We start from the raw sequence: 25,176 nt of genomic DNA on the forward strand, positions 1-25,176 counted from the left end.
CAGCGCCGCGCCGCAGGTCCGCCAGAAGTTCGCCTCCGCGATGCCGGCAGCGACGACGGCCGCCGTCGCTACCGGTGGTGTGATGCCCGCCAAGATAGCGGCGTAGAACATCGTGTAGTGGGCCGTAATCTCCGCGATGCCGAACTCGGAGACGAACGTCGGCACGATGAGGATGGCCACGATGACGTAGGCGGCCACCGTCGGCATCCCGACGCCCATCACGATGGCGACGGCCATGCCGAGCAGCACCGCGAACAGCAGGATGCCGCCGGAGAGGTTGATCATCAGTAGTGCGATTTTCGCGGGGACGCCGGTCGTCGAGAACAGGTTCACGACGCCGCTGATGACCACGAGGATGATGGCGATGGGTGCGAGGATGATGGCACCCCGGCGGAAGCCGTGAATCGTGTTTCTGACCTGCGTGACGAACTCCGAGGCCGGCGAGGCGTCGGAGGAGTCGACGAGCCGCTGGAGCGGCGGCATCAGGACGCCCGTGAGAATCATCGCGAACACGGTGTACATCGCGGACGTCATCACGGTAAACTGGGCGAAGCCGAGGTAGTAAATCAGGACGCCGAACGGGATGCCGAACCGAAGCGCCTCGGCGATCTTCTCGTTGCGCGAGAGCGGGTCGTCGAAGAAATTCGAGAACTCCATGTCCTGGTCGCTGGCGTCGCTAATCGCGGTGTAGTGGACCGCGATGGCGATGGACGCGACCAAAATCGCCGCGGGGAGCAACCCCGCGACGACGATGTTGAGGTACGCGACGCCGAGGTACGACGCCATCACGAACGCGGAGGCGCCCATCACCGGCGGGAGCACCTGCCCCGCGGTCGAGGCGACGGCTTCGATGCCGGCCGCGCGGTGGCCGGACATCCCGCTCTCCTTCATCGTCGGAATCGTGAACGACCCCGTCATGGCGGCGTTCGCCGTGTACGAGCCGTTGATGGAGCCGATGACGGCTGAGGAGAGAACGGCAGTCTGCGCCACGCCCGAGCGGATGCGCCCGGCCGCGACGATGGCGAGCCGGAGAATCAGGTCGAACGCGCCGTACGCGAACAGGAGCCCCGCGTACAGGAGGAACGGCGCGATCCACGACGCGGTCAGTTGCGTGAGCGAACCGTAGAACCCGTACAGGTCCGTGACCGTCGCCTGTAGGAGCGTCAGCTGAGACATCCCCGCGTGCCCGAGGACGCCGGGGACGGCGTCGCCGAACATCGCGTACAGCATCACGCCGATGACGAGTCCGAGGAACAGGTTCCCGAACTCGCGCCACGTGAGGTACAGGAGCGAGATGATGATGAGTCGCGCGAGCATGTACTCGTGCTCGGTGGCGAACCCCTGCCGCAGGAGGTACACCGTCTCGAAGTTCAAGAAGAAGTAAAACGACGCCGTGATGAGCACGCCGGCCGACGGCAGCAACACGAGCGCGTCTATCCAGCTGCCTTCTTCGAGCGATTCGCGCGTCTCGTTGAGGGCGTACACCGTCATGATGCCGCCGACGAACAGGACGGCGTATCTGACCGTCGACCAGGTCTGGGTGTAGGCCCACCAGAGGACGACGCACCAGAACAGGCCGGCTACGAGCGTGACGCTGATATCGAGGCCCCGTAGCCACCCCGTGGGACCGGTTTCTCGTTCGGATTGTGTGTCCATGTGTTGGTGTGGGTTGTGTGTAATAGAATCTTGGTTGGCTTCTTCGCGAACCGGGACGGCGCCGCGGAGGGATTACGCGGTGTCGCCCTCTTGCAGGCTGTCGTCCCAGGCGTCGTTCTCCTTGTAGTACTGCACCGCGCCCGGGTGGACCGGGATGCGCTCCTGCGCGTACCCGAGCATCTCCTTGGCGGCGTCGTAGTCGTTGAACTGCTCTTCGCCGTTGTTGACGACGTCGTTGTGCTCGTGGACGACGCGACAGAGTTCGTAGACGGCGTCGGGGTTGGCCTCGGGGTTGAACGTGTAGTTGACCTCGAGGTCCCAGGTGAACACCTCGTCGGTACCGATGTCGGCGTTCGCGATCGGCCACTCGCTGTAGGGCGTCCGGGTGGTCCCAGCGCCGGAGTACGACTCCGCGGACTCGATGAGCGCGTCCGTCGGTTCGACGTAGTGGAGGTCGACACGAGAAGCCATCTCCTGAACGAAGCCGGTGTACCGGACGCCCGGCGACCCGTACGCGATGGACGCGTCGATGCTGCCTTCCTCCATCGCACCGGGCGCGTCACCGACGCCCATGTTCTGGATGTTCATCTGGTCGTGGACGTCCGCGGTCGGGTCCTGCGACCAGACGTCGAGCGTCGTCGCGCGCGTCGAGTAGCCCGGTTCGGCGGGGTAGACGTTCTTCCCCGCGAGGTCGGCGAACGTCTCGATGTCCGTGCCGTCGCGGGCGACGATGTAGATGCTGTACGGGAACGCGCCGAACCCGTACTGGGGGATGCGGGATACCGACTGCTCGGAGAACCGACCGCGGTCGTCGAGCGCCTTGTTCAGGGAGTTGTTGTCGGTGATGCCGGCGTTGAACTGGCTCTGGGCCATCCGGTAGATGGTCCCGATGTAGCCGGGGCTCTCGATGGTCGAGTAGTCGAGGGTATCGCTCTCCTGGCTGACAGCACGCTCGACGGCGAGTCCGACGTCCTGCGTCCCGCCGGCGGAGGTTCCGACCCGAAGCGTCATGTCTCCGCTGCCGCCGCCACCGCCACCGCCACCGCCACTCCCGCCACCGCCGGTTCCGTCGCCTCCGTCACCACTACCGCCTCCTCCGCCGCCGCCATTACCGCCACCGCCGCCACCACTACACCCGGCGAGGCCCGCGAGACCCGCCGTTGCCGCACCATACAAGAACTTGCGCCGCTGCATACTCTCTTCGCGCATGTCCATTGATGACAAAAACCGTGCGTGCTTAACAATCTATCCATTTAGAGCACAGACAATCGTTATATTAATACCCTCTCTCGGAGGCGACACCGCGGCGCCGGGGCGGAGAACCTTCGACGGCGAGTCGAGTGAGCGACGGGTCGCGCCGTCGTGGTTCGGACGTCGACGGCGCTACCGCGTCACCGGGGCCTCGACGGACCCGACGGATTCGACGGTCGTCCGGACGCTGTCGCCGGGTTCGATGGTCGCCGCGCCCGGCGTTCCGGTGCTGAACAGGTCGCCCGGTTCGAGCGTCATCACCTCCGAGTGGAAGGAGACGAGTTCCGCGGGCGGGAACAGCATGTTCCGTATCTCGTTTTCCGACTCGACGGTTCCGTTGACCTCCGTTCGGACGGTCACGCCGTCGAGGTCCGGAGGCTCCTCGGGGACGGCGAGCATCGGACCGACGACGAGAAACGTGTCGTAGCTCTTCGCCCGGGTGAGGAACCGGGGGTTGCGCTGGAGGACGTCCTCGGCCGTCATATCGATGACCGGGAGGTAGCCGGCGACGACGTCGTGGACGTCCGACTCGTCGACGTCCCGGCACTCCCGACCCATCACGACGGCCAGTTCGGCTTCCGCCGTCACGCGTTCGCTCTGGGAAGTGGGCGGCAGGCGGATGGGGCCGCCGGGACCGACGAGCGCCGTCGAGGGCTTCATGAAACTCGCCGGCTCCTCCGGGCGCTGTTCGTCCAAGTCGCCCGCGTGTTCCTCGTAGTTCAGTCCGATTCCCCAGAGCTTTCCGAACCGTTCCAGCGGCGGGCCGAAGGCGTGGTCGGCGGCCGGAACTCGCGTCGCTGGCGCGTCGTCGACGTCGCCGAGCGTTCCCGCCGCGGCCCGCGGGAGCGCCTCGCGGACGCTTTCGAGGTCCGGTTCGACCGATTCGAGCGGAACGAACCCCCCGTCGTCGCCGAGGAGCGGTCGACCGCTCGCCGTGCGTGCGAGGTACTTCATCGCTCTACTCCTCGCGGTCCGTCCAGAAGTCGAACGAGCGACCCGGTGCGAACACGTCCAGTCCGACCGCCGTCTCGTCGCCGGTGTTCTCGACTCGGTGGGCCTCGTCCGATTCGAGCAGCACCGAGTCATTCGGTTCGAGAGTCACCTCGTCGTCCTCGGTGACGACGGTGAGTTCGCCCTCGAGGCAGAGACACACCTGCTCGTTCTCGTGGTCGTGCATCGGCGAACTGTGACCCGCCGGCTTCTCGAACCACTCGAAGGAGAAGCGGTCGCTGCCCGCCATCGAGACGCGCCGCCAACCCTCCTCCGGTTCGTACGTCTCGGCGTCGTCGAACGGGACGGGCTTCACAGGTTCGCTCCCGTGGACCCGCCGTCGATGGGCAGGGCGGTGCCGTTGACGAACCCGGACTTCGGGGAGGAGAGGAAGGCGACAGTGTTCCCCAGTTCCATCGGGTCGCCGATGCGCTCCAAGGGGTTGCCGGCCCACCCCTCCAGTCCCTCCTCGTAGGAGTCGTACTCGCCGCGGTCGACGGCGGCGTTCACGAGGTCCTGAATTCGGGACGTCTCGTGGGGACCCGGGAGGACGGCGTTGGCCCGTATCTCCGGCGCGAACTCCTTCGAGAGCGTCTTCTCCAGACCGATGACGCCCATTCGAACCGAGTTCGAGAGCACGAGGTTGTCCAGCGCCTCCTTGACGCTCCGGGAGGTGATGGTGACGATGGTGCCGCCGTCGCCCTCGCGGAGGTGCGGTTCGGCCTCGCGGGCGAGTCTGACGACGCTCATCACGAGGAGGTCGTACGCCTCCTGCCAGTCCTCGTCGTCCGTGTCGAGGAAGCCGCCGGACGGCGGGCCGCCGGCGCTGGTCACGAGGTGGTCGAGGCGGCCGAACTCCTCGACGGTCGTCTCCACGAGGTTCGTCACGTCGTCGGCGTCGGTCAGGTCGCCGGGTTGGGCGACCACTTCGCCCTCGGCCACCTCGGCTATCTCTTCGCGCGCGTCGTCGAGTCGGTCCTCGTCGCGGCCGTTGACGACGACGTCGACGCCCTCGCGGGCGAGCGCTTTCGCCGACGCCTTGCCGAGTCCGCTGGACGACGCCGTCACGAGCGCCGCGTTACCGTCTATCTGTAGGTCCATGTGATACCGCATCAAAGTCCATCGGCAAAACGGTTTCCGTCCCGGCGCCCCGGAGGACCGACGGCTCACGACTCGGAGAAGACGGCCGTCCCGTCCTCGAAGGCGAGCGACCCATCACCGAGCACCGTCGCGGCGTCCGGGAGGTCCGAGACGACGGCGTCGGAGACCCACATCTCCCCGAGGTCCTGCGTGTTCCGTATCCAGAGGATGCGCACGGTCTCGGGGTCGTAGCCGCCGAGGGCGGCCAGCGCCGTCCGCAGGGCGAACTCGTCGTCCGGCGCGACAACCGGGAGTTTCGCCTTCGCGAGCGACCCGCTGGTGAGCGCGTTCGCGTACGTCTTCCGGAGGTCCAGTCGGTCGAGCGCGGCCCGTCGGGTGAGGTCCGCGAGGCCGATGCCGTTCCCGTTCCCCTTCGTCGCCTCGGTGAGGCCGCGGGCGTAAACGAGCTTCACGTCCGGCGTCTCGGGTTCGTCCCGGTTGAGCACGCGGTAGCGGCCGATGACGTTGGTGTCCATCCCGGCGCCGGATATCTCCTTACCGAGTTCGTCGACGACGAGCAGGTCCACCTCCTCGACCGGCAGCGTCGGCATCTCCTCGTCGGCAAGTGCCAGTAGGTCGGGTTCGCGGTCGAGGAACGACCCGGTCGGAATCGACTCGACGCGGGCGATTCGCTCCTCGAAGTTCTCCACGAGCGCGATTCCTCCCACGAGCGGCGTCTCCGACTCGATGACCGACAGGGCGGCCCGGAGCGTCTCGACGTAGCCCTCCGCGATGGCCGTCGAGTGGAACGATTTCGCGCCGCGCTGTTTGCCCAGTCCGACGACGCTCATCTTCGTGAGCCCGCTCTCTATCGGTCCCGAGAAGTTCGTGTGGGCCTTGACGCGGTTGAGGACGAGGACCGCGTCGGCCGCCAGCGCCGCGACCGAGAAGTACACCGGCATCTTCGTGTCGCCGACCGTCACCGCGTCGAGTTCCTCGGCGTCCATCCGCGCGTCTATCGGCGCGCCCGTCCGGTCCTCGGTGACACCCAGCGACTCCAGCACCTCCCGCTGTCCCTCCGCCGTTGCCCCGCCGTGGCTCCCCATCGCGGGCACGATGACGGGGTCGAACCCGCGCTCTCGGAGTGTAGCGACCACCGACGCCGCGACGTCGTCGATAGCGTGAATCCCGCGGCTCCCGACGGCGACGGCGACGGTCGCTCCCTCGCCCAGTCCGTCGAGGGGCAGGCCGTCGAGTTCCGCCCGCGCCGCGTCGGCGGGGTCGGCGACGGTTTCGACCGACGGCTCGTACCGGACCCGCGCGAACGGCGGGAGCGGTTGCGGGTCTATCAGGTGGTCGACGTCGCTCCGTGCGGGGACGTTGATGTTCATCCGGGCGGTGCTTGGCGGAGGTGCACGAATAATCCTGTGGTAAGTATTGTCGAGACGGGGGATTATTACTCCGTGTGCCGCGGCGCTGTCGTATGGAAATCGAAGCAGTGGAGTCGTTTCCGATAGAGATACCGCTCTCCTCGCCGGTGTCGTTCTCCAACCGGACGCTCACGTTCCGCGACCACGCGATAACGTACGTCCGGACGGCGGACGGGCGCGAGGGCGTCGGCTACTCGCTGGGCTACGAGGGCGCCGGACTCATCGCGGAGGCGGTCGAGTCGCTCCTCGAACCGATGCTCGTCGGCGAGGACCCGCGCGACACCGAACGACTGTGGCACGAGATGTACGAGGGGACGGTCCAGATCGGGCGGGCGGGCCTGCTGCTCCGCGCCATCTCGACGGTCGACATCGCGCTCTGGGACCTGAAGGCGAAGGCGGCCGGCGAACCGCTGTACAAACTGCTGGGCGGGTACGCCGACAGCGTCCCCTCGTACGCCAGCGGGGGCTACTACCGCGACGACAAGGGCCACGAGGGCCTGCGCGAGGAGATGCGACGGTACCTCGACGAGGGCCACGACGTCGTCAAGATGAAGGTGGGTCGCCGGACGGTGAGCGAGGAGGTCGACCGCGTGGCGGCCGTCCGCGACGAAATCGGGCCGGACCGGACGCTCCTCTTGGACGCCAACGGCGTCTGGTCCTCGCCGCCGGAGGCGATTCGGGCGTGCCGCGCCTTCGAACCCTACGACCCCTACTTCATGGAGGAACCGGCGATGGTCGAGAAGGTGGAGACGATGGCGGCGGTGAACGACGCCATCGACTACCCCGTCGCCACCGGCGAACTCGAAGGCACGCGGCAGAACTTCGCTCGTCTCCGCGATACGGGCGCAGCGGGTATCCTCCAACCCGACGCGACGGTGTGCGGCGGCATCACGGAGTGGCTCCGCATCGCCAACTACGCGGCGGCGTACGACGTGCCCATCGCCCCGCACTACAACTGGAACCTCCACGCGTCGCTCTTGGGCGCCATCGAGAACGGCCTCTGGGTGGAGTATTTCTACCGCGACATGGACGTGAAGGTGTTCGACGACGTGGTTGCGGACCCCCTCGAACCGGACGACGACGGCAGGATTCCGCTCCCCGACAGGCCCGGTCACGGCGTACCGCTCGATAAAGACGCGCTCGAAGAATTCAGACAATGAGAGACTACTCCGACCAGATAGCGACCCGCGACCCGGACCGCGACGTAGAGATAACCGACATCAAGACCTGCGTGGTGGAAGGAAACTTCGAGTGGAACCTCATCAAAGTCGAGACGGACGCCGGTGTCACCGGCATCGGCGAGTCCTACCGCGGCGGCGGCGTCCCGGAACTCGTCGAGTACACGAAGCGGTTCCTGCTCGGGGAGAACCCTCTCGACGTGGAACGTCTCGTCCGGTACATCTTCCAGGAGATGTCAGGGCACGGTGGGACGACCGGCAAGGTCGTCACGGCCGCCTCGGGCATCGAAGTCGCCCTCTGGGACGTCGCCGGGAAAATTCTCGACCTCCCGGTCTACCAACTGTTGGGGTCGAAGTACCGCGACGAGATTCGCCTCTACTGCGACTGCCACGCCGGGGAGGCCTACGCCGTCGAGGACGGCGCGACGGCCTACGCCGACGCCGAAGCGTACTCGCCCGAGGCGTACGCCGCCGAGGCCGCCCGCGTCACCGACATGGGGTTCACCGCCCTGAAGTTCGACCTCGATTTGCCCGCGGACAACGACCCCGACCCGTACAACGGCCGCCTCTCCAACCGGGCCATCCGGGAGAAACGCGAAATCGTCGAGGCGGTGCGGGACGAAATCGGCTACGACGTCGACCTCGCGTTCGACTGCCACTGGGACTACTCCGTCGAGAGCGCGAAACGCCTCGCGCACGAACTTGAGGAGTACAAGTTGATGTGGCTCGAAGACCTCGTCCCGCCGGAGAACATGGACGCCCAGAAGGAGGTGACGAAGGCCACGCGGACGCCCGTCGCGACCGGCGAAAACCGCTTCCGCGTGTTCGAACTCTCCGAACTCGTCTACGAACACGGGGTCGACGTCATCACCCCCGACCCGACGACGGTGGGTGGTCTCGCCGAGACGATGCGCGTCGCGGACCGGGCCGAGGAGAACTACATGCCGATGTCGCCGCACAACGTCTGTAGCCCCGTCGGGACGATGGCCTGCGTCCACCTCGGCGCGGCGACGCCGAACTTCGACCTCTTGGAGTACCACGCCCTCGAAGTCGACTGGTGGGATGACATGCTCGCGCGCGAGGAACCGCTGATTCAGGACGGTCACATCGAAGTCCCCGAGGAACCGGGACTCGGTATCGAACTCGACGAGTCGGTCGTCGAAGAACACCTGCTTGACGGGACGACCGGATTCTGATAGGTTCCTCCGCCCTCGAAATGCGCGTTTTGGGGCCAGAAAAAACGGACTGAGTTACATACACTCGTATATGTAAACAAAAACCATATTTAGAATCTGTATTACGCAATCTGAACTCGGATAGGCTACTTAACTCACAGTATACGACTACTTCCTCGAGATTGACGACGCAACCACTCGATACGACCGCCGAGAGAGGAACTTCGGGAAGGCGAAAACTTACGCTCGTGGTCCGGAATCGTTCGACAGGAGAGACCCGAGACGATGTCCACGCCACCCGCCGACGCCTTCGACCTCCCGGAGACCACCATCGCCGACGTCCGCGCCGCCATCGCGGACGGGCGCGTCACCGTCGAGACGCTTCTCGACCGCTATCTGGCGCGCATCGACGCGTACGACGACGACCTGAACGCGGTTCTCACGCTGAACGACGGGGCGCGCGAACGTGCCCGGCGACTCGACGCCCGGTACGAGGAGGAGGGTTTCGTCGGACCGCTTCACGGCGTTCCGATGCTCCTGAAGGACAACCACGATACACACGATATGCCGACGACGGCCGGGTCCGTCGCCCTCGCCGACTCCGTCCCGCCGCGGGACGCCTTCGTCGTCGAGCGACTCCGGGACGCCGGCGCCGTCGTCGTCGGGAAGACCAACCTCCAGGAACTGTCGTTCGGGGTGGATACGATAAGCTCACTCGGCGGCGCGACCCGAAACGCCTACGACCTGAACCGGCGGCCCTCAGGGTCCAGCGGTGGCACCGCGGCGGCCGTCGCCGCGAACTTGGCGACCGTCGGCACGGGTTCGGACACCTGCTCGTCAGTCCGGTCCCCGCCCGCGTTCAACAACCTCGTCGGCGTCCGCCCGACGCGGGGACTGGTCAGTCGGACGGGCATCGTCCCCCTGAGCGAGACGCAGGACACCGCGGGTCCCATCACCAGAACCGTCGCCGACGCGGCCCGACTGCTCGACGCGATGGCCGGCTACGACCCCGAGGACCCCGTGACGGCCGCCGGCGCCGACGCCGTTCCCGACGACGGCTACGTCTCCCACCTCGACCCCGACGGACTCGACGGCGCGCGCATCGGCGTCGCCCGCCAGTTCTTCGGCCTGCAGGGGGATTCCGAAGACCTCCCCGTCGACGAGGCGGACGCCGCGGCCGTGACCGGCGCCGTCGAGGGAGCCATCGAGGAGATGGAAGCGGCCGGCGCGACGGTGCTCGACCCAGTCGACGTCGTCGACGTCGACCTGCTCAAAAGTGCCCGCGTGCTCCAGTACGAGTTCGCCCGCGACTTCGACCGTTACCTCGCGCGCCTCGGCGACGCGGCGCCGCACGGGTCGCTGGCAGAGGTGTACGAGACGGGCGAGATAGCGCCCTCCATCGAGTCGCGCTTCGAGGGAGCCGGAATCCTCGACGTCGACGCCGACTCGCTGGAGAGGAACGTCGACTACCTCCGTCGACTTCGACGCCGCGACCGACTCGCGGAGACCGTCCTCGCGCGGATGGTGGAGGACGACTTCGACGCCCTCCTCTACCCGCCGTCGACGGTCCCCCCGGTCGAGATACCCGAGCACCAACCGTTCTCCGAGATGAACTGCGAACTCTCGGCGCACACCGGGTTGCCCGCTATCGTCCTCCCAGCCGGATTCACGGACGACGGCCTCCCCGTGGGTGTCGAACTGCTCGGACGGCGGTTCGCCGAACCGCGCTTGCTCGAACTCGGATACGGGTTCGAACGCGTTTCGGGCCACCGCCGCCCCCCGGAGCGATTCGGGGAACTCGACGCGTAATCCGGTATCCGTTCGACCCGCGAGGCGGGAGGGTTCTCACGTCCCCCGCCCGTATTCACATAGCGAGCAGAATCATACCTCGTCGGACCAACCGGCGTAAACGAGAGGGAATTCTGCCTTTCCCGGTTCACACCTCGCTCCCTCTCACCCGCTCACCGCGCCCCTCAGACGACCTGCTCGCTCCGCGACGCCCCGCAGTAGTAACACTTCAACAGCCGATACGGCTGGCGCGCGAACATCTCGTTCTTCGGCTGTACCGCCTCCCGAGTCGCCTCCGTTCGGAACCGGACCGTCACCTCATGCTCGCGTTCGCCGCCGCAGTCGGGACACGCTCTGATCCGCCAGTCGGGGACGTCTCCGGTGGGGTCTTTGACTGCCATGTGCACCGCCCCTATTCTGTGGTTGTTTATACAACTTTTTGCCGAGTTGATGAGTCTCAGGAGCGACACAACACGCACTCGTGACGGAGAGGCTCACTCCTTCTCGAACCAGTGCGAAGTGATGACGAGTGCTCCGTGCCGAAAACTCGCTTCCGAACACACGTGTTGAATCTGTCACGCTCTATGAGTACTCGATTAGAGATAGACAAACTCACACAAAGGTATAAGTAACGGCTCAGAGAGTGTCTGGTATGTCTGACCAGGTGGACGGGGTGCTCGGACTGATAACCGCGTGCGCGCTCATCGGAACGGTCGCGTACGGACGGTCACCGGGTTCCGCGGACGCGCTCCTGATCGGGTTGCTCCAGGTCGGGGTGTTCGCGGCCGTCGGGGGAAGCCTCGTCCGAATCGCCGTCGGTCGGTAACGACGTCGTCCCGCCCTCCGTCGCCGCCATCGAGTGTCGGTCGTTCGGAGCAAATCGAACCGATGGGCTCTCGTCAGGGCGTCTGTGGCTCCGCTGTCGGGTTCTGCTCGGACGGCGCCTTCGGAAGGCGGACGAAGAAGACCGACCCGCGAGGGTCGTTGTCCTCGACCCAGACGTCGCCGCCGTACCCGCTCACCAGCGTTTCGACGAGGTAGAGCCCGATGCCCGTTCCCGGGCTCTCGAGTCCCTTGTTGCCGCGGCCGAATATCTCCTCGCGTCGCTCGGGAGGGACCCCGGGTCCGTCGTCCGCGACGGCGACGACGACGGCGTCGCTCTCGTCGGTCGCAGACACCGTCACGGTCGGCGTTTCGGTATCCCTGTGTCGAATCCCGTTCGTGAGGAGGTTTCGGAACACGGTCCCCAGCGCATCGTCGGCGAGGACACACACGTCCGGAACGTCCTCGGAGATGCGAAGCGTGCACTCGTCGTCGCCCGCTCGCACGGAGTCGACCTCGTGCGTCAGAACCTCCCGGAGCGACACCGCTTCGAGGTCCGACGCGTCGTTGAGCATCGTCTGCATCAGGCCGCGCATCGTCTCGGTGAGTTCGACGGCATGTTCGCCGTTCCGGACGATGGTCTCGAGTCGGGTCTCAGCCTCCTCGCCGTCGACGAGCGATTCGAGGAGGTGCGCGTTGCCGAGGACGACCGACATGTCGTTCCGGATGTCGTGCCGGACGATCTGATTGAGGAGCGTGAGCCGTTCGTTCTGCTCTTCGATAGCGCGCTTTCGCTCTTGGAGGGTGGTCACGTCGCGCAGGACGACGACCCAGCCGACGTGTTGCCCGCGCCGGTCGAGCGTCTGCGTCCGGACGCTCAGGAACCGCTCGTCCGCTCCCCCGCCATCTTTTCCGTCGACGCGGACGGTGTCCGTTTCGGGTTTCGCGAGGTCGACGTCCGGGAAGCCCGCCTCGAAAGCGTCGCCGACTCCCGCTCCGCCCGCGGCGAAGAACCGCTCGCCGGGTCCGTTCGCGTGGACGACTCGCCCGGTTCTGTCGACGACGAGAACGCCGTCGGGCGACGCTTCGAGCGCCGTCGTGTAGGCGATGGGCGGGAGGTCCAACAGTCGATAGCGAAACAGCGCGACGCCGAGCGCCGCGGCCGTCACCGCGGTGGACGCCGGGACGAGGTTGACGTGGTCGGCCGTGAACGGCGGGATTCCCGCGTACGTCGCGCCCACGACCAAGAGCGGGGCGCCGATTCCGACGCCGAGAAGCAACGCCTGCGGGACGTACTCGCGGCCGAGTCGGAACGCCTCGACGGCGACGATGGCGAGGGCGGCGAGCGAGAGCGCCGCGTTGTAGAGGAGTTGCAACAGCAGGTGCGCGGGGCCCACGTCGACCCGGAGGACGAGGAGTCCGCCCCGTTCGACGAGGCGCGTGCTCTCGATGGCGAGACCGGCGGGGTTCGCGAACACGAGGGCCACGTAGAGCGCCGGGACGCTCAGCAGCGCCGCGACGACGGGCGGTCGCAACCACTCGTCGCGGTCGGTGTACGACAGGGCGAATAGCAGGCTGAACGCGCCGATGGGCGCCGCGCCCACGTAGAGCAGGCGGTAGGCGAGTAGTTTCACCGCGGGGTCTGTGCTGAGAAGTTTGACGGCCGAGAACCCCGACCAGAGCGAGAGCGCGACGCTCGCGCAGATGAACGCTGTCAGGACCGGAGTTCGACCGTTCCGGTTCGCGTACGAAAGAGCGTAAACCCCGAGAAAGACCGAGAGCAGCGCCGCGAACAGAGCCGGATACGCGTAAAGTGTCTGTTGCCAACTCATCGAACTCATCCAACCGGTGACTGTCTCAGTGGCTAGAACATAAAGCATTCGTCCGACTCATCAGCCATCTGTTGCGTTCGCTCTCTTCTCGTCTCCGTCGGCCGTCTTTGCGCCCTCCGGTCGCGCCCGTGAAACGGCGTTTCCACCGAAAGCGGTTCGACAGTCAGGACCTGCGAATAGGGCGAGTAGTTATGATATCGATTCGATATTACTCCGTATGGGTCCCTCCAAACGCGAACGGATGCAGATCAGTCGGCAGGACTTCACGCGGGTGTGGAAGCAGCGAGATATGGATGCGATTCGCGACATCTACTCGCTCGACTTCCGCGGCCACGGCTTCCCGGGCAACCGAACGGTCACGCGGTCGCAGTACCGCCGGACGGTCGAACTGTTCCAACGGGTGTTCCCCGACTGCCGGATCGAACTCGAAGAGATGCGCGCGGACAGCGAGTTCGTGTACGCCTCGTGGGTGTTCTCCGGCACCCCCGCGATACCCGGATTCGGTCCGAACGCGTCGCCGGTGTCGTTCCGCGGCACCGGACGGCACCGGCACCGGGGCGGAAAAGTGGTGGAAGTGTGGGTCGAGACCGACTGGCTCTCGGTCGCAAAGCAGGTCGGACGGTCGTACTCCCGGTCTGTTCACGAAACGATATCGCGGCTACCGACCGTTTTTCGACTTTCTACGCTCGAAGGTATCTAACATAGGTGCGCCCCGAAGTAGACGAATACTATTCCGAGTTTTCGCTCCCAAATATAGTCGCTATGAATACGAATGCGGTAAGTATGGTGTAGAACCCGGCTCCCTTTTGGTCGAATCAATTCACACTCTTTTCGAGCAAAGCACACAGCCGGCACGTACGTTTATGAGGGCGCACGCCGACTCGCTGTCGTATGCATCTCATCGAGTCCGCACTGTCGGAGAGCCATCGGACCGTCCGTGACCGAGCGGACGCGTTCGCCGAAGAGGTCGTCGCGCCGCGCGCGGAGGAGATAGAAGAGACCGACGAGTTCCCGCGCGACGTCGTCGAAGCGGCGGGTGAGCGCGGCCTGCTCGGACTGCTCTTACCCGACGGGTACGGCGACCTCTCCTCGGATTTCCTCGGCTACTGTCTGGCGGTCGAGCGAATCGCGGCCGAGAGTGGCGCCGTCGCGGAGACGATTCAGGGCCACACGTTCGCCGCCCTTCCCGTCGCTCGGTTCGGAACGGACGAACAGAAGGAGCGCTACCTCGAACCGATGGCTCGCGGAGAGGCGGTCGGGGCGATGCTTCTGACCGAACCCGGCGCGGGGAGTTCTCCCTCCGAGTTGGAGACCGTCGCCGAGGCGACTGACGACGGCTACCGACTCTCCGGCGAGAAGGCGTTCGGGACCAACGCCGGCGTCGCGGACGTTCACCTTGTCGTCGCCCGCAAGCGTCCGCAACCCGACGACTCCCACGGCGTCAGCGTCTTCCTCGTCCCCGGCGCGGACGAGACGGCGGGTTTCGCGTTCGACCGCGTCGAGTACATGGGCATGCGCGGCCACGTCACCGGCGACTCGACGTTCGACGGCGTAGTCGTCCCCGCGGACGACCTCCTCGGGAGCGTCGGGCAGGGCTTCCGCATCGCGATGGGCACGATCGACATGGCGCGAACCGGCATCGGCGCCATTGGCACCGGCATCGCGCGCGGCGCGTTCGACGCCGCCGTCGACTACGCGGGCGACCGGGAGCAGGGAGGCAAAGCAATCGGCGAGTACCAAGCGGTCCAAGTGCTCGTCGCCGACATGTACCAACAGCTCTCGGCCGCCCGTCACTCCGTCTACTCCTCCGCGCTCGCTATTTCCGAGGACGACGGCGAGACCCGACTGTCGAGCGCAGCCAAACTCGCCGGAAGCGAGGCGGCCGAGTTCGTCACCCGCAACGCGATGCAGGTGTACGGGGGGAAAGGCTACCGAACGGACCTGCCGCTCGAACGCTACTACCGTGATGCGCGCATTCTCAGTCTCATCGGCGGCACTTCGGAGATACAGCGGACGACAATCGCCCGCGAGACGCTCGACCTCTGAGACGCCGGCACTCCGCTTGCGGCGACGGTCGTTCTCTCCGCGAAAAAGAACTCGACCCGGGATGGGCGGTCGACGGTCAGGCCCGCGCATCCCGATAGCTTTCCGCCCGTTTCGCTCGTGGGACTCCCGCCTGCTCAGTCGTCGTCGGTCGTGACGGCGTCATCGCCGAGTTCGGCCTTGATGAAGTCCGGGTCGCGCTTCTCGAGGAACGCGCTGATTCCCTCTTTGGCACCCTCGGTGTCGAACAGTTGGTTCTGCAGTTCGCGCTCGTGCGCCAGCGCGTCGTACAGCGACATCTCCATGCCCTCGTTGATGGCGACTTTGATGTGTCCGACGGCCTTGTTGGGAAGGCTCGCGACCTGTTTCGCGAACGCGATGGCTTCCTCCTCGCAGGTACCGGGTTCGACCAGTTCGTCGATGATGCCGGCGTCGGCCGCTTCCTTCGGCGTGAGGCGCTCGTCGTTGAGCATCATCTTGAGCGCCTTCGACCGGCCGACGTAGCGGGGGAGCAGTTGGGTGCCGGCCTCGCCGGGGATGAGACCGAGTTTCACCTCGGGGACGCCGAGGTTGTAGCCGTCGTCGTCGCCGCAGTACCGGATGTCCGTCGCGAGCGCGAACTCCAGACCGCCACCCATGCAGTGGCCGTCGACGGCGGCGATGAAGATGGTGTCCGTCGAGCGCATCTTCAGGATGGACTCCTTGCTGGTCTGACTCGCGTAGCCGATGTGCTCGGGGCTCTCGTCCTGCAGCGCCTGGATGTCGTATCCGGAGGAGAAGAACTTGTCACTGGTGCTGCTGAGGACGGCGGCGCGGACCGTCTCGTCGAAGCGGATGGTCTCCACCATCTTCTGGAACTCCAATACCATGTCCGCGTCGTGGGCGTTCGCGGGCGGCTTGTTCAACCGGACGATGCCGACGTGGCCGTCCTGTTCCGTCTCGAAGTTCTCTAGCTCGAGTTCTGCGAAGGTCTCCATACGACTCCTACATCCATAGGACAGTATAAATAGTTATCGACACGTAAAACCGAGAATACGGCTAGTACAGCCGCTAACAACGCCACATTCCTCATTCCGAAGGTCGCCGACTATCGGCCCGAGTCCGCGACTTCGCCGTCGTATTTGATGCGCTCGAAGACGGTGTGACAGCCGTTGCAGTAGTACTGGCTCTTCGAGACCTCGGAGCCGAACTGCGAGTGCCGTTCGGTGTCCGTCGACCCGCAGAACGGGCACTCGGGGTGCGTCGCCGACATCGTCACTCCATCCTGAACTCGGCGTTCTGGACGCCGCTGAGCGATTCGACGTCACCCTCCGAGATGGTGCCGTCGCCCGTCCGACGGCGGCGCTCGTCCCACTCCTCGACGTCGGGAGCGTCCCAGTTCACGTCGAGAGCGTCGACGTCGACGGCCGTTCCCCCGAATATCTCTTCGAGGCGGTCGACGAACGCCGCGCGCAGGGCCGACGCCGACCGGTCGGTAAAGCCGGACGCGACGAGCGGGTCCGTCTCATCGTCGTACGCGGCGGGCCCGAGGAAAGCGAGTACGTCGGGGAGCGCCGATTCGAGCGCGGCGGTCACCTGGTCGGTCCGTTCGTCTCCCATCGTCTCCAGTCGACCGTCGAGGAACTCCAAGTGGAAGTACTCGTCCTGCCCGATGCGGGTGCCGAGACCCTCGAAGTCCTCATGATCGATGGCGTCGATGAGGTACCACGCCGCGCGTTCGGTCAGTCCGATGCGCACGACGAACTCCACCCACGACCCGGGCCGTTCGTCGATGGTCGCCGCGTTCGAGAACTCGGCGGCGGTCCGGTCGCCTTCGAGCCAGTCGTCCGCGCGTCCCTGCTGTCCGAGCAGTCGGAACAGTTGGCGAACGTGTCCGAGTTCGTCCTGCGCGGCGCTCGCGCCCGCGATGTCGTCTTCGAGTACCGGGCCCGAGAACATCCACTCGGCGTACCGCTGCGACAGCACGAGTTTCGTGTCGGCGATGGCCTGCACGTAGTTGACCGCCTCGTCGGACCACTTGCTCACGCGGCATCACCCGGCGTGTCCGGCATGGTGCCGACGTTGGTGGCCTCGACCATGTGCTCGCGCCGGACGACGACGAGTCGGTCCCAGTCCTCCTCGTCGAACGTCCGGTAGGCGTACACTTTGGCGAGTCGGTCGTTCTCCGCGTCGACGTTGCCGACGTTGATGAGCTCGTCTCCGGCGTTGATGCGAGCGAACACCTCGTACTTCATAGCGCGATACCGGACTCCCGCATCTTCTCTCGGACGTCCTGCGTCAGCATGCTCTTCTCCCAGAGGGGGGTCCACACCACGTCCACCTCGACGTCGTCGACGCCCGCCATCGTCCGCAGGCACGCGCGGATATCGTCGAGTATCATGTCGTAGGCCGGACATCCCATGCAGGGAAACGTCATCTCGACGAGCACGTCCGCCCCGTCGGCGTTCTGCTCGACGTGTACGTCGTATATCATCGCCATCTCCACGAGGCTCACCGGGATGTGCGGGTCCGGAATCTCGTCGAGGTTCGCCCAAATCTCCTCCTCGAAGGCGGTGGCGTCCTCGGTCGGTCCGAGCGGTGCTGCGTCCGATTCGGTCTGTTGTTGGATGCTCATGCTGAGACGGGGTCCATCTGGCTGGACTGCAGGAGGTCGACGTACTTTTCGTTGGCCGGACCGCGGGAGCGCCAGCGGTCGATGACGTCGTCCCACGTGGTGTTCTCGTCGAAGTGCCAGGTCTTCGTCTCGGCGTCGAAGTGCGCCGGCATTTCGTACTCGACGACGTACTCGTCGGCCTCCTCGTCGTAGTGGGCGGGGACGTCGATGCCCATCTGGTTGCAGACGGGGACGGCGCTGTCCATCCACTTCTGGCGGAGTTCGTCGTTGCTCAGGCCCTTTATCTGGTAGGCGAGTTGGTCGTCGTGCTTCTTCTTGTCGTCCGGCAGTCCGAACCACTCTAAGGCGATGGGGAACATCCAGTCGACGGCGTCCTGCACCTTCTGCTTCGTCTTGTCGTTCTTGTTGGAGAGGCGACGCATCCACGTCTCTCCGTGGCGGAGGTGGAACTGCTCTTCCTTTCCGACTTTCGTCAGCGCCCGCTTCCACGGGGCGTAGGAGGTGTTCTCGTGGATGTCCGACAGCAGCGCGATGCCCGCGCGGTCCCACAGACCGTGTGCGGTCACCAGTTCCGCGAAGTTGTCGAGGTGCTGATCGAAGCCGTACGTGTTGCGGAACTCGTGCGGCTCACGCCCGTGGATGAGGTACTCGCGGTCGTACCCCAAGTCCTCGAGCAGTCGGTACGCGATGTGGCCGTGACCGAGTTCGTCTTGGATGACACTGATACAGGAAGCGCGCGCGTTGACGCTCGGCGCGTTCAGCGAGGGCCCGTAGTATGCGGGGGCGCTCATCAGTTCGGTGTCGCCGGAGACGAGGAGCGTCTGCGTCAGCGCCTTCTTGTAGCCCTCCGTCATCTGCTCCTCGGACTCTATCATCTTCCCGTCTTGCAGCTGCTGCTTTAGCTTCTTGTCGGTCACCATGCTCGTGTCTCTCGTTGCCGTCCACACCTATTAATTGTTTGCATTGTGCGAGATTCGAACGCCGAACGACGGCCCTCACCCTCCGATACACCTTTTTGCTCGGGGGTCCGCATGGATTGACATGGACGTTGAAATCCGGCGGGCGACCACGGAGGACGGACCGGCCTTACTCGACCTCTGGCACGGGTTCACCGAACACCTCTCCGAGTACGACGAGCGCTACCAGCACAAGGAGGACGCCGACGACCGGTGGCTCCAGTACTTCGAGAACCAACTCGTCGACTCGAAGTACGGCGCCGTGTTCATCGCCGTCGCCGAGGACGACATCGTCGGCGTCATCGAGGCCCGACTCACGGGCGACCACCCCATCTTCCGCCTCTCCGACCACGGTTACATCAACGGCCACTACGTCGCCGAATCGCATCGCGACCAGGGCGTCGGAGATGCGCTGGTGGAGGCGGCCGTCGAGTGGTTCTCGGAGTCCGACCGCGACGTTTCCTTCTGTCGCGTCGACGTCATCGAGGGCGACGACCAAGGGCGCGAGGCGTACGAGCGGATGGGCTTTTCTCCGGTCGAACACGTGTACGAGCGACAGGTGGACTGATGACAGAAACGTACGAGGTCGAATTCGTAAACGAGGGTCGCACTATCGAGGTGCCCGCGGACCAGCCTATCCTCGAAGCGGCCGAGGAGGCGGGACTCGACCTCCCCTACCAGTGCCGGATGGGCGTCTGCGGCGTCTGCAGCGCCATCCGCGTCGTGGACGGCGATGTCGAACAGACCGAGGGGATGTTCCTCTCCGGGAGCGAGAAGGAGGAGGGATACGTCCTCACGTGCGTCGCCCGAGCGCGGTCGGACCTGAAACTCGAATCGAATTCCGGTCCGTAACTCCTCTCTGCAGCCCTCCTCGTTTCCGCCGGTCTTCGACCCCGAACGAGAGGTGTTTCGGTCTCTTGTTTACAAATCTGCTTACGGAATCTGCGAACTCGACGGTGAAGATTGACCGACGCTCGGCACCGTGGGTGAGGAGCGGCCCGACGGTGAACGCAGCGATAGGCGAACGATTTTAGCAGTGTAATGAAAACCGTCGTAGGATGTTCTCGCCGCACCGAGGGCGCTGGCGTTGACAGGATCGTAAACACACGACGGCGCAGTAACTGGGATTCATCGGACGAGCCGACCGGCGAACGAGAGGTCGCGGTCACTCGAAGAGCGAGGACGGAACTGCCCCCGCCGGAGCGCCGTCGAGAACGTAGCGTTCGGGGTCGGACCCGACGCGCGAGACGGGGGCCTCTGCCTCGGCGGCCAGCGCTCGGAGGTGTGCCGCCGCCTCTCCGGCACCGAACTTGACGTGAACGCCCCGCATCTCGCCGAACAGGTCCACCGCCACCTGCCACGGCGTCGCTTCGCCGCGCGCGCCGAGGCGTTCGGCCACTCGCTCGGCTCGCTGTCGGTGGTGGGACCGAATCGCACCGACGCGCTCGGGGAGCGACAGACCGTCGCCGTGACCCGGGTAGCACTCACCGTCGTGCCGCAGTAGTCGACGGAGGGTTCGGAGGTAGTCCGGTAAGGGATTCTTCGCTCGGGTGTCGCTTCCGCCGACGTTCGGCGTGTACGTCGGCAGGACGGTGTCGCCGACGAACAGGACGTCGTCGCATCGAAACGCGAGGTGTCCCTCGGTGTGACCCGGCGTGTGCAGGAGTTCGCCGTCGGCGACCCGTTCGCCGTCCTCGTGGGCGACGACCGGGGTCTGGTCGGGGAGCGGCGAGGGGGCGTCCCGCTCTCGAACCTCCTCGATGCGTCCCTTGGGGGCGCCCCACCCGGCGAGTACCGACGCATCCCGTCGCACCCGCCGACGGCGCGCCTCGCGGTACTCGGCGAGCAACGGCGCGTCCCGCCGGTGCATATGAATCGTCGCGTCCGCGGCGTCGGCGAGTCGCGGCGCGAGGCCCACGTGGTCGACGTGCCAGTGCGTGAGGACGACGTGTTCCACGTCAGTCATGGCGAGACCGGCGGCCTCGATACCCGCCCGCACTCGCTCGAAGTCGTCGTTGCCGGGCGGTCCGGGGTCGACTACCACACCGCGGTCCGGGAGCACGTAGGCGCTGTTCGACCCCTCGGGCGAACCTTCGTTGACGGCGATTCGATGCGGCTCACTCACCGCCGCTCTCGCCTCCCTCCGCCGCGTCGTCCGCATCGACCGCGTCGTTCCCGCCGTCGAACCCCAGTTCCGTCCACCGCTCTTCGACCGTCCGCCGCACCTCCGGGGGGTACATCTGTTCGAAGTTCACCTCGGGCGCGATGAACTCCTCGTCCCAGCGGGGGTCCCACGCGGCGTTGACGAACAGTCTCGACCCCGTCTGTCCGTCCCGCCGGTAGGCCGGTGCGGCCGCCGCGGGAGCGGCCGCCTCGCTGAACACCCAGTCATGTGAGGGATGCGCCTTCACCCAGATGTCGTCAAGCGCCCGCGCGAGGTCCTCGAACGCCGCGTCAGCGTCGAGGACAACCACCTTGTCGAACGACGTGGCGAACGAGAACAGCGTGTTCGCCAGCTGCCACTCGAACCCGGCGTACAGTATCTCGCTGGCGACGAAGCAGACGCCGAGTTGCGCCTCGACCGGTAAACCGATCCAACTGACCGGCGAGACGCCCCAGTAGCCGTTCACGCGGGCCTGAAGGCGTGCGCCTTCTACGAGGCTCGTCTGGTGAATGTCGTCACCGAGCGGTTCGCCGACCGGGGCGAGGGGGACGAGCGGGTCTGACCGAGTGGCGACCCGGTCGACCGAGACGGTCACCGACGTGGCGTCCGCGATGCTCTCCCACGCCGCTCGGGGTCCGGCGGCCGGATCGTCGGCCGGAGCGACCGTCCCGTCGAGGACGATCTCCGCGCTGGCCGGGACGAGGCCGCCGGCGTGCGGCGCGACGGGCACGTCGTCCAGCGCCGCGGCTATCTCCGGGGCGGTCCACGCCCGCCACGGATGCGTCCGGGCGCACGAGAGGTGAGCGGCCATCAGCGCCGCCGTCGGCACGCCCAGTGCCACCGTTGCCGACCCCGGTTCGAGGCGGTCCGCGACGGTGGCGGGGACGTGGAGGCGGAGCGTCGTCCGCCCCCGGAGGTCGCCGCGGACGGGCGCCCAGAACTGCCGCCCGTCGATTTCGACGGCAAGCAGCCCCTCGGATACGAGCGGTCGGTCGCTCGACGACACCGTCGGCAGGCAGAGCGCCGAGGCGTCCCGCTCGTGTCCGCTCGCCGCGGCCGCCCGACGCTGCAGCGGCGGACGCTCCGCGGGGGCGGTCGACAGCACGTCGAGCATCGTCTCGTACGTCGCGTCGGCCGGCAGGCCCATCCCCACCGCGAGTCGGCTCCACGGCAGCCGTCGCCGCCGGACCATCCGGTCGGGCCCGCCCCGGACGCCGCAGGCCAATCGGCCGACGCCGGGCACGTCCGTCAGCAGCACGGCGGGGCCGTTCGACCGCGCGCTCTCGGCGGCGAGCGCGAACGCGAGGTCGGGGTCCGCGACCGGTTCGTCGACCGTCAGGAGGTCACCGTTCCCCGCCAACGCGTCGACGGTTTCCCGAAACTCCATCAGCGCTCGCCTCCCGACGCCGAGGCGTCACTCGCGAGGTCTACGCGCTCCGTCCCGCCTCGGGGCGCCGCCACGACGCCGGCCGTCGAGAGCAGTTCCCGCGCGCGCGCCCGACTCGACTCGGAGACGACCGCCGGTCGCGCCTCCTCCGACCCGGTCGCGTCGATGTACGCCTTCGCGGTCTTCGCCTTCGAGGTACCGGTCTGCGCGTCCCCCTTCTCGTCCGGCGTCTGGTAGATGTTCAGCGGCACCTTCGGCATCGTCTCCACGCCGAACTGGTGAAAGTCGGCGTCGGGGTCGGCGTGCAGGGCGATGGCCTCGAACACCGCCCTCGTGTCCAGCGGGTCGACGCAGGCGTCGACGAAGATGAAGAAGTCGATGTGGAGCATCCCCCACGTCGTGAAGATGAAGTTCGCCAGTTCGTGGAGCGTCCCCGGGTCGTCTGTCGCCGTCGCCACCACGTACGCCGTCCGCGGCGTGAACTGCCACGGGACGCAGCGGACCACGTCGAACCCCGCCGCGCGCAGGCCGAGCGTCGCGTCCGGGCCGACGCACCCGACCTCCATCGAACTCGTCGTGTTCTCGGTGTAGCCGACGCCCATCCCCTCGACGCAGAACGGGATGATGGGCGATTCGCGGTGCGTGATGGCGTCGACTCTGAACGCGGGCATCGACCGTCTGGGACCGTGCATGTAGCCGAAGTAGTCGCCGAACGGCCCCTCGTCGAGTCGCTCCTCGGGGAGAAGGTGCCCCTCGACGACGAGTTCCGCGTTGGCCGGAACGCGCAGGTCGTTCGTCTCGCACTCGACGAGTTCGACCGGCGCGCCGCGGAGGCCGCCCGCGTACCGCGCCTCGTCGCTTCCGGTCGGAATCCACATCACCGACGTGCATTGGACCGCTGGCTCGGCGCCGACGACGACGGCGGCGGGCATCGGTTCGTCCCGTCGCTCGTACTTGTAGTAGTAGAGGTTCGGCGTCTGTTCACCCGCCAGCAGCAGGACGCTGCCCTGCCGGTCGTCGTGTATCATCATCCGATGGGTCGACCAGTCGACCCACTCGGAATCGGGGTCCGGGACGACGAGCGTGTGGAGGTTCGAGTAGCGCCCGCCGTCGCCCGAGTGGATGTACGGCCACGGCAGCGACAGCAGTCGCGCCTCCTCGCCCGTCCGAACCACCTCCTTGCACGGCGCGTCCTCGGGGTCGGCGTCAACGAGGACGGGGTCGACGGGGTCGGTCAACCGCTCCAGCATCGCGTCGTAGTACGCCGCGCTGTCCGCGTCGGCCGGGAGGCCCAGCGCCGTCGCGATACGGTCCCACGGCCTGCGCTGCGACCCGCGGTACGGGTCGCCGACCAACCGCGCGCCGGGCACGTCGCTTCCTCGCACGTGTTCGAACAACGGAATCGGTCCGTCCCGGTCGCCGGCGCGCATGGCGACGGCGCTCGCTTCGAGGTCCCACGATAGCTCCTCGGTCACGCGCACGAGGTCCCCCCGGTCGTCGAGCGCGTCGAGGTACGACCGCAGGCTGGGTTCGGAGACGACCCGGCGGTCGGATTCGCTCACCGCTCCTCCCCGCGGAACGTGGCTTCGACGGACTCCCGCTCCAGCGCAGTCCGGAGGTCGACGTACTCCTCGACCAACTCCGGGTACTCCCGCGAGAGCTGCGCCGACAGCAGCGACCGAACCGCATCGGAGAGCGAGTCGTACTCACCGGTGCGGACGAGATACTGGAGCATCGCTCGCAGTTCCTCCGAACGCGCGTTCATCAGGTCGGAGCCCTCCCGCGCCTCCCGGAGACACTCTCGAAGGAGGTCCTCGTCGACGTCTCCCTCGCCCACGTCCGTCTCGATGAAGTCGATGTACCACTGCTCCTGTCTGTTCTCGTGCGGTCCCTTGACGACCGTCAGCGGCACCGCCTCCGAGAGGTCGTCTGGGTCGCGCGAGACGCGTGCCCGCGTCCGGAATATCTCGCGGGACTCCGTGTCCGTCACCTGCAGGGTGACCTCCCCCTCCGTGTCCTCGGGGAGGTATTCTTCGGACGTGGTGTACGTGCGTGCCATGAGCGTTCGAACGACGGTCTCTGCCCATACCGCATAAATGTTCGCACAGAATTTGGAAAATGGACAGCGAATCCGCGGTTGAAGTGAGTTTACACCTCTGTAATCGATTCCGGTTTGTGACGGCCGATTCGAGAGGTTAATCCGAGAATATCTGCACGAATCGCGGCTACCGGTTCACGAACGAGCGCCGCTGTCCGGTTTCCGCAGGAAGATGTTCGTCGCGCGCCAGTAGACGACTTCGTCGCCGTCGCCGTTCGTTCCCTCGACCTCCGACTCGACGTACCCGCGGTCGTCTCGGCTGGTCGATTCGGTCTTTCCGAGGATGCGCGCCTCGACGCGCACGGTGTCACCCGGATACACCGGGTTCCGCCAGCGGAGTTCTTCGGGGCCGAACGACCCGAGCGTCGCCGTCTCCGCGAGGAAGCCGTCGACCAGCAGTCGCATGCAGGAACTCGCGGTGTGCCATCCGCTGGCGATGACTTCGCCGTACATCGTCTCCGCCGCCGCGTCCGGGTCGACGTGGATGGGTTGGGGGTCGTACCGCTCGGCGAACGACAGGAGTTCCGTCCGGTCGGCCGTGTAGGAGCCGAGGTCGTGCGTTTCGTCGGCGTCAATGTCCTCGTAGTAGCGTGTCACGAACGGTACGTCTCGCGACCGACTGATAAACGCTCGCGTCTCGGGCGGTTCGGAGATGGTAACGACGGTAGAGGAAGAGGCGGTAACGCAGCGGATGCGGGCGATATCGTTGGTC

General features: G+C 66.3%; 27 protein-coding genes. 8 read left to right on the plus strand and 19 right to left on the minus strand.

The window, feature by feature from the left end:
* From NDI76_RS17400 to NDI76_RS17425, 6 genes are all read right to left on the minus strand, one after another.
* Positions 1-1,656: TRAP transporter permease (locus tag NDI76_RS17400; RefSeq protein WP_310925420.1), on the minus strand; the 1,656-nt coding region annotated here is incomplete at its 3' end.
* Positions 1,657-1,728: 72 nt separating this feature from the next.
* Positions 1,729-2,865 (minus strand): TAXI family TRAP transporter solute-binding subunit, encoded by a 1,137-nt coding sequence (locus NDI76_RS17405; RefSeq protein WP_310925421.1) that lies wholly within the window; start codon positions 2,863-2,865, stop codon positions 1,729-1,731.
* A gap of 174 nt (positions 2,866-3,039) precedes the next feature.
* Positions 3,040-3,861, minus strand: a complete 822-nt coding sequence (locus tag NDI76_RS17410; protein ID WP_310925422.1) for a fumarylacetoacetate hydrolase family protein — start codon at positions 3,859-3,861, stop codon at positions 3,040-3,042.
* 4 nt (positions 3,862-3,865) lie between these two features.
* Positions 3,866-4,213: a cupin domain-containing protein gene (locus NDI76_RS17415; protein ID WP_310925423.1), complete on the minus strand. Its 348-nt coding sequence runs from the start codon at positions 4,211-4,213 to the stop codon at positions 3,866-3,868.
* Positions 4,210-4,998: an SDR family oxidoreductase gene (locus NDI76_RS17420; protein ID WP_310925425.1), complete on the minus strand. Its 789-nt coding sequence runs from the start codon at positions 4,996-4,998 to the stop codon at positions 4,210-4,212. The genes NDI76_RS17415 and NDI76_RS17420 overlap by 4 nt, the downstream gene beginning before the upstream one ends.
* Positions 4,999-5,063: 65 nt before the next feature.
* Positions 5,064-6,362, minus strand: coding sequence for a nickel pincer cofactor-dependent isomerase, group 22 (locus tag NDI76_RS17425; RefSeq protein ID WP_310925801.1), 1,299 nt, complete (start codon positions 6,360-6,362; stop codon positions 5,064-5,066).
* Between the two features lie 98 nt (positions 6,363-6,460).
* On the opposite strand from NDI76_RS17425, the gene NDI76_RS17430 reads away from it, so the two are divergent.
* The 3 genes from NDI76_RS17430 to NDI76_RS17440 all read left to right on the plus strand — a co-directional run bounded on the left by NDI76_RS17430 (position 6,461) and on the right by NDI76_RS17440 (position 10,569).
* Positions 6,461-7,567, plus strand: coding sequence for a mandelate racemase/muconate lactonizing enzyme family protein (locus NDI76_RS17430; protein WP_310925426.1), 1,107 nt, complete (start codon positions 6,461-6,463; stop codon positions 7,565-7,567).
* Positions 7,564-8,781, plus strand: coding sequence for a mandelate racemase/muconate lactonizing enzyme family protein (locus NDI76_RS17435; RefSeq protein ID WP_310925427.1), 1,218 nt, complete (start codon positions 7,564-7,566; stop codon positions 8,779-8,781). Before NDI76_RS17430 ends, NDI76_RS17435 begins: the two co-directional genes overlap by 4 nt.
* A gap of 264 nt (positions 8,782-9,045) precedes the next feature.
* A complete protein-coding gene (locus tag NDI76_RS17440) occupies positions 9,046-10,569 on the plus strand; it encodes an amidase (RefSeq protein ID WP_310925428.1) in 1,524 nt (507 codons plus the stop codon).
* A gap of 164 nt (positions 10,570-10,733) precedes the next feature.
* Here the strand turns inward: NDI76_RS17440 and NDI76_RS17445 are convergent, their stop codons facing one another.
* Positions 10,734-10,949, minus strand: coding sequence for a DUF7835 family putative zinc beta-ribbon protein (locus tag NDI76_RS17445; RefSeq protein WP_310925429.1), 216 nt, complete (start codon positions 10,947-10,949; stop codon positions 10,734-10,736).
* Positions 10,950-11,200: 251 nt separating this feature from the next.
* Between NDI76_RS17445 and NDI76_RS17450 the strand changes: the two genes are divergently transcribed.
* Entirely contained in the window at positions 11,201-11,374 is a 174-nt protein-coding gene (locus tag NDI76_RS17450; RefSeq protein WP_310925430.1) for a hypothetical protein, read from the plus strand.
* A gap of 73 nt (positions 11,375-11,447) precedes the next feature.
* Here NDI76_RS17450 and NDI76_RS17455 read toward each other — a convergent pair whose 3' ends face one another.
* The gene (locus NDI76_RS17455) at positions 11,448-13,202 is read right to left on the minus strand and encodes a sensor histidine kinase (protein WP_310925431.1); all 1,755 of its coding nucleotides are present in this window, start codon (positions 13,200-13,202) and stop codon (positions 11,448-11,450) included.
* A gap of 217 nt (positions 13,203-13,419) precedes the next feature.
* On the opposite strand from NDI76_RS17455, the gene NDI76_RS17460 reads away from it, so the two are divergent.
* Entirely contained in the window at positions 13,420-13,902 is a 483-nt protein-coding gene (locus NDI76_RS17460) for an ester cyclase (protein ID WP_310925432.1), read from the plus strand.
* Between the two features lie 191 nt (positions 13,903-14,093).
* Complete coding sequence (locus NDI76_RS17465) at positions 14,094-15,248, plus strand: acyl-CoA dehydrogenase family protein (RefSeq protein WP_310925433.1); 1,155 nt, start codon at positions 14,094-14,096, stop codon at positions 15,246-15,248.
* A gap of 134 nt (positions 15,249-15,382) precedes the next feature.
* Here the strand turns inward: NDI76_RS17465 and NDI76_RS17470 are convergent, their stop codons facing one another.
* The 6 genes from NDI76_RS17470 to NDI76_RS17495 form a co-directional block, all read right to left on the minus strand.
* Positions 15,383-16,222, minus strand: a complete 840-nt coding sequence (locus tag NDI76_RS17470; RefSeq protein WP_310925434.1) for an enoyl-CoA hydratase/isomerase family protein — start codon at positions 16,220-16,222, stop codon at positions 15,383-15,385.
* A gap of 110 nt (positions 16,223-16,332) precedes the next feature.
* Positions 16,333-16,497, minus strand: a complete 165-nt coding sequence (locus NDI76_RS17475; protein ID WP_008388807.1) for a PaaD-like zinc ribbon domain-containing protein — start codon at positions 16,495-16,497, stop codon at positions 16,333-16,335.
* Positions 16,498-16,499: 2 nt separating this feature from the next.
* A complete protein-coding gene (locus NDI76_RS17480; protein WP_310925435.1) occupies positions 16,500-17,270 on the minus strand; it encodes a Phenylacetic acid catabolic protein in 771 nt (256 codons plus the stop codon).
* The gene (locus NDI76_RS17485; RefSeq protein ID WP_310925436.1) at positions 17,267-17,479 is read right to left on the minus strand and encodes a phenylacetic acid degradation PaaB family protein; all 213 of its coding nucleotides are present in this window, start codon (positions 17,477-17,479) and stop codon (positions 17,267-17,269) included. The genes NDI76_RS17480 and NDI76_RS17485 overlap by 4 nt, the downstream gene beginning before the upstream one ends.
* Entirely contained in the window at positions 17,476-17,859 is a 384-nt protein-coding gene (locus NDI76_RS17490) for a metal-sulfur cluster assembly factor (RefSeq protein ID WP_310925437.1), read from the minus strand. Before NDI76_RS17490 ends, NDI76_RS17485 begins: the two co-directional genes overlap by 4 nt.
* Positions 17,856-18,779: a Phenylacetic acid catabolic protein gene (locus tag NDI76_RS17495; protein WP_310925438.1), complete on the minus strand. Its 924-nt coding sequence runs from the start codon at positions 18,777-18,779 to the stop codon at positions 17,856-17,858. Before NDI76_RS17495 ends, NDI76_RS17490 begins: the two co-directional genes overlap by 4 nt.
* A 121-nt stretch (positions 18,780-18,900) precedes the next feature.
* Here NDI76_RS17495 and NDI76_RS17500 point away from each other — a divergent pair, with 121 nt between their 5' ends.
* On the plus strand, positions 18,901-19,383 hold the full coding sequence (locus NDI76_RS17500; RefSeq protein WP_310925439.1) for a GNAT family N-acetyltransferase: 483 nt from the start codon (positions 18,901-18,903) through the stop codon (positions 19,381-19,383).
* Positions 19,383-19,667, plus strand: a complete 285-nt coding sequence (locus NDI76_RS17505) for a 2Fe-2S iron-sulfur cluster-binding protein (protein WP_049917116.1) — start codon at positions 19,383-19,385, stop codon at positions 19,665-19,667. The genes NDI76_RS17500 and NDI76_RS17505 overlap by 1 nt, the downstream gene beginning before the upstream one ends.
* Positions 19,668-19,980: 313 nt before the next feature.
* Here NDI76_RS17505 and NDI76_RS17510 read toward each other — a convergent pair whose 3' ends face one another.
* From NDI76_RS17510 to NDI76_RS17530, 5 genes are all read right to left on the minus strand, one after another.
* Positions 19,981-20,940 (minus strand): MBL fold metallo-hydrolase, encoded by a 960-nt coding sequence (locus tag NDI76_RS17510; RefSeq protein WP_310925440.1) that lies wholly within the window; start codon positions 20,938-20,940, stop codon positions 19,981-19,983.
* Complete coding sequence (locus tag NDI76_RS17515) at positions 20,933-22,366, minus strand: UbiD family decarboxylase domain-containing protein (RefSeq protein WP_310925441.1); 1,434 nt, start codon at positions 22,364-22,366, stop codon at positions 20,933-20,935. The genes NDI76_RS17510 and NDI76_RS17515 overlap by 8 nt, the downstream gene beginning before the upstream one ends.
* Positions 22,366-23,928, minus strand: a complete 1,563-nt coding sequence (locus NDI76_RS17520; protein ID WP_310925442.1) for a UbiD family decarboxylase — start codon at positions 23,926-23,928, stop codon at positions 22,366-22,368. The genes NDI76_RS17515 and NDI76_RS17520 overlap by 1 nt, the downstream gene beginning before the upstream one ends.
* A complete protein-coding gene (locus NDI76_RS17525; protein WP_310925443.1) occupies positions 23,925-24,425 on the minus strand; it encodes a hypothetical protein in 501 nt (166 codons plus the stop codon). The genes NDI76_RS17520 and NDI76_RS17525 overlap by 4 nt, the downstream gene beginning before the upstream one ends.
* A 174-nt stretch (positions 24,426-24,599) precedes the next feature.
* A complete protein-coding gene (locus NDI76_RS17530; protein ID WP_310925444.1) occupies positions 24,600-25,061 on the minus strand; it encodes a MaoC family dehydratase in 462 nt (153 codons plus the stop codon).
* Positions 25,062-25,176 lie beyond the last annotated feature (115 nt).

The organism is Halogeometricum sp. S1BR25-6, from assembly GCF_031624495.1.
Taxonomy (GTDB): Archaea; Halobacteriota; Halobacteria; order Halobacteriales; family Haloferacaceae; genus Halogeometricum; species Halogeometricum salsisoli.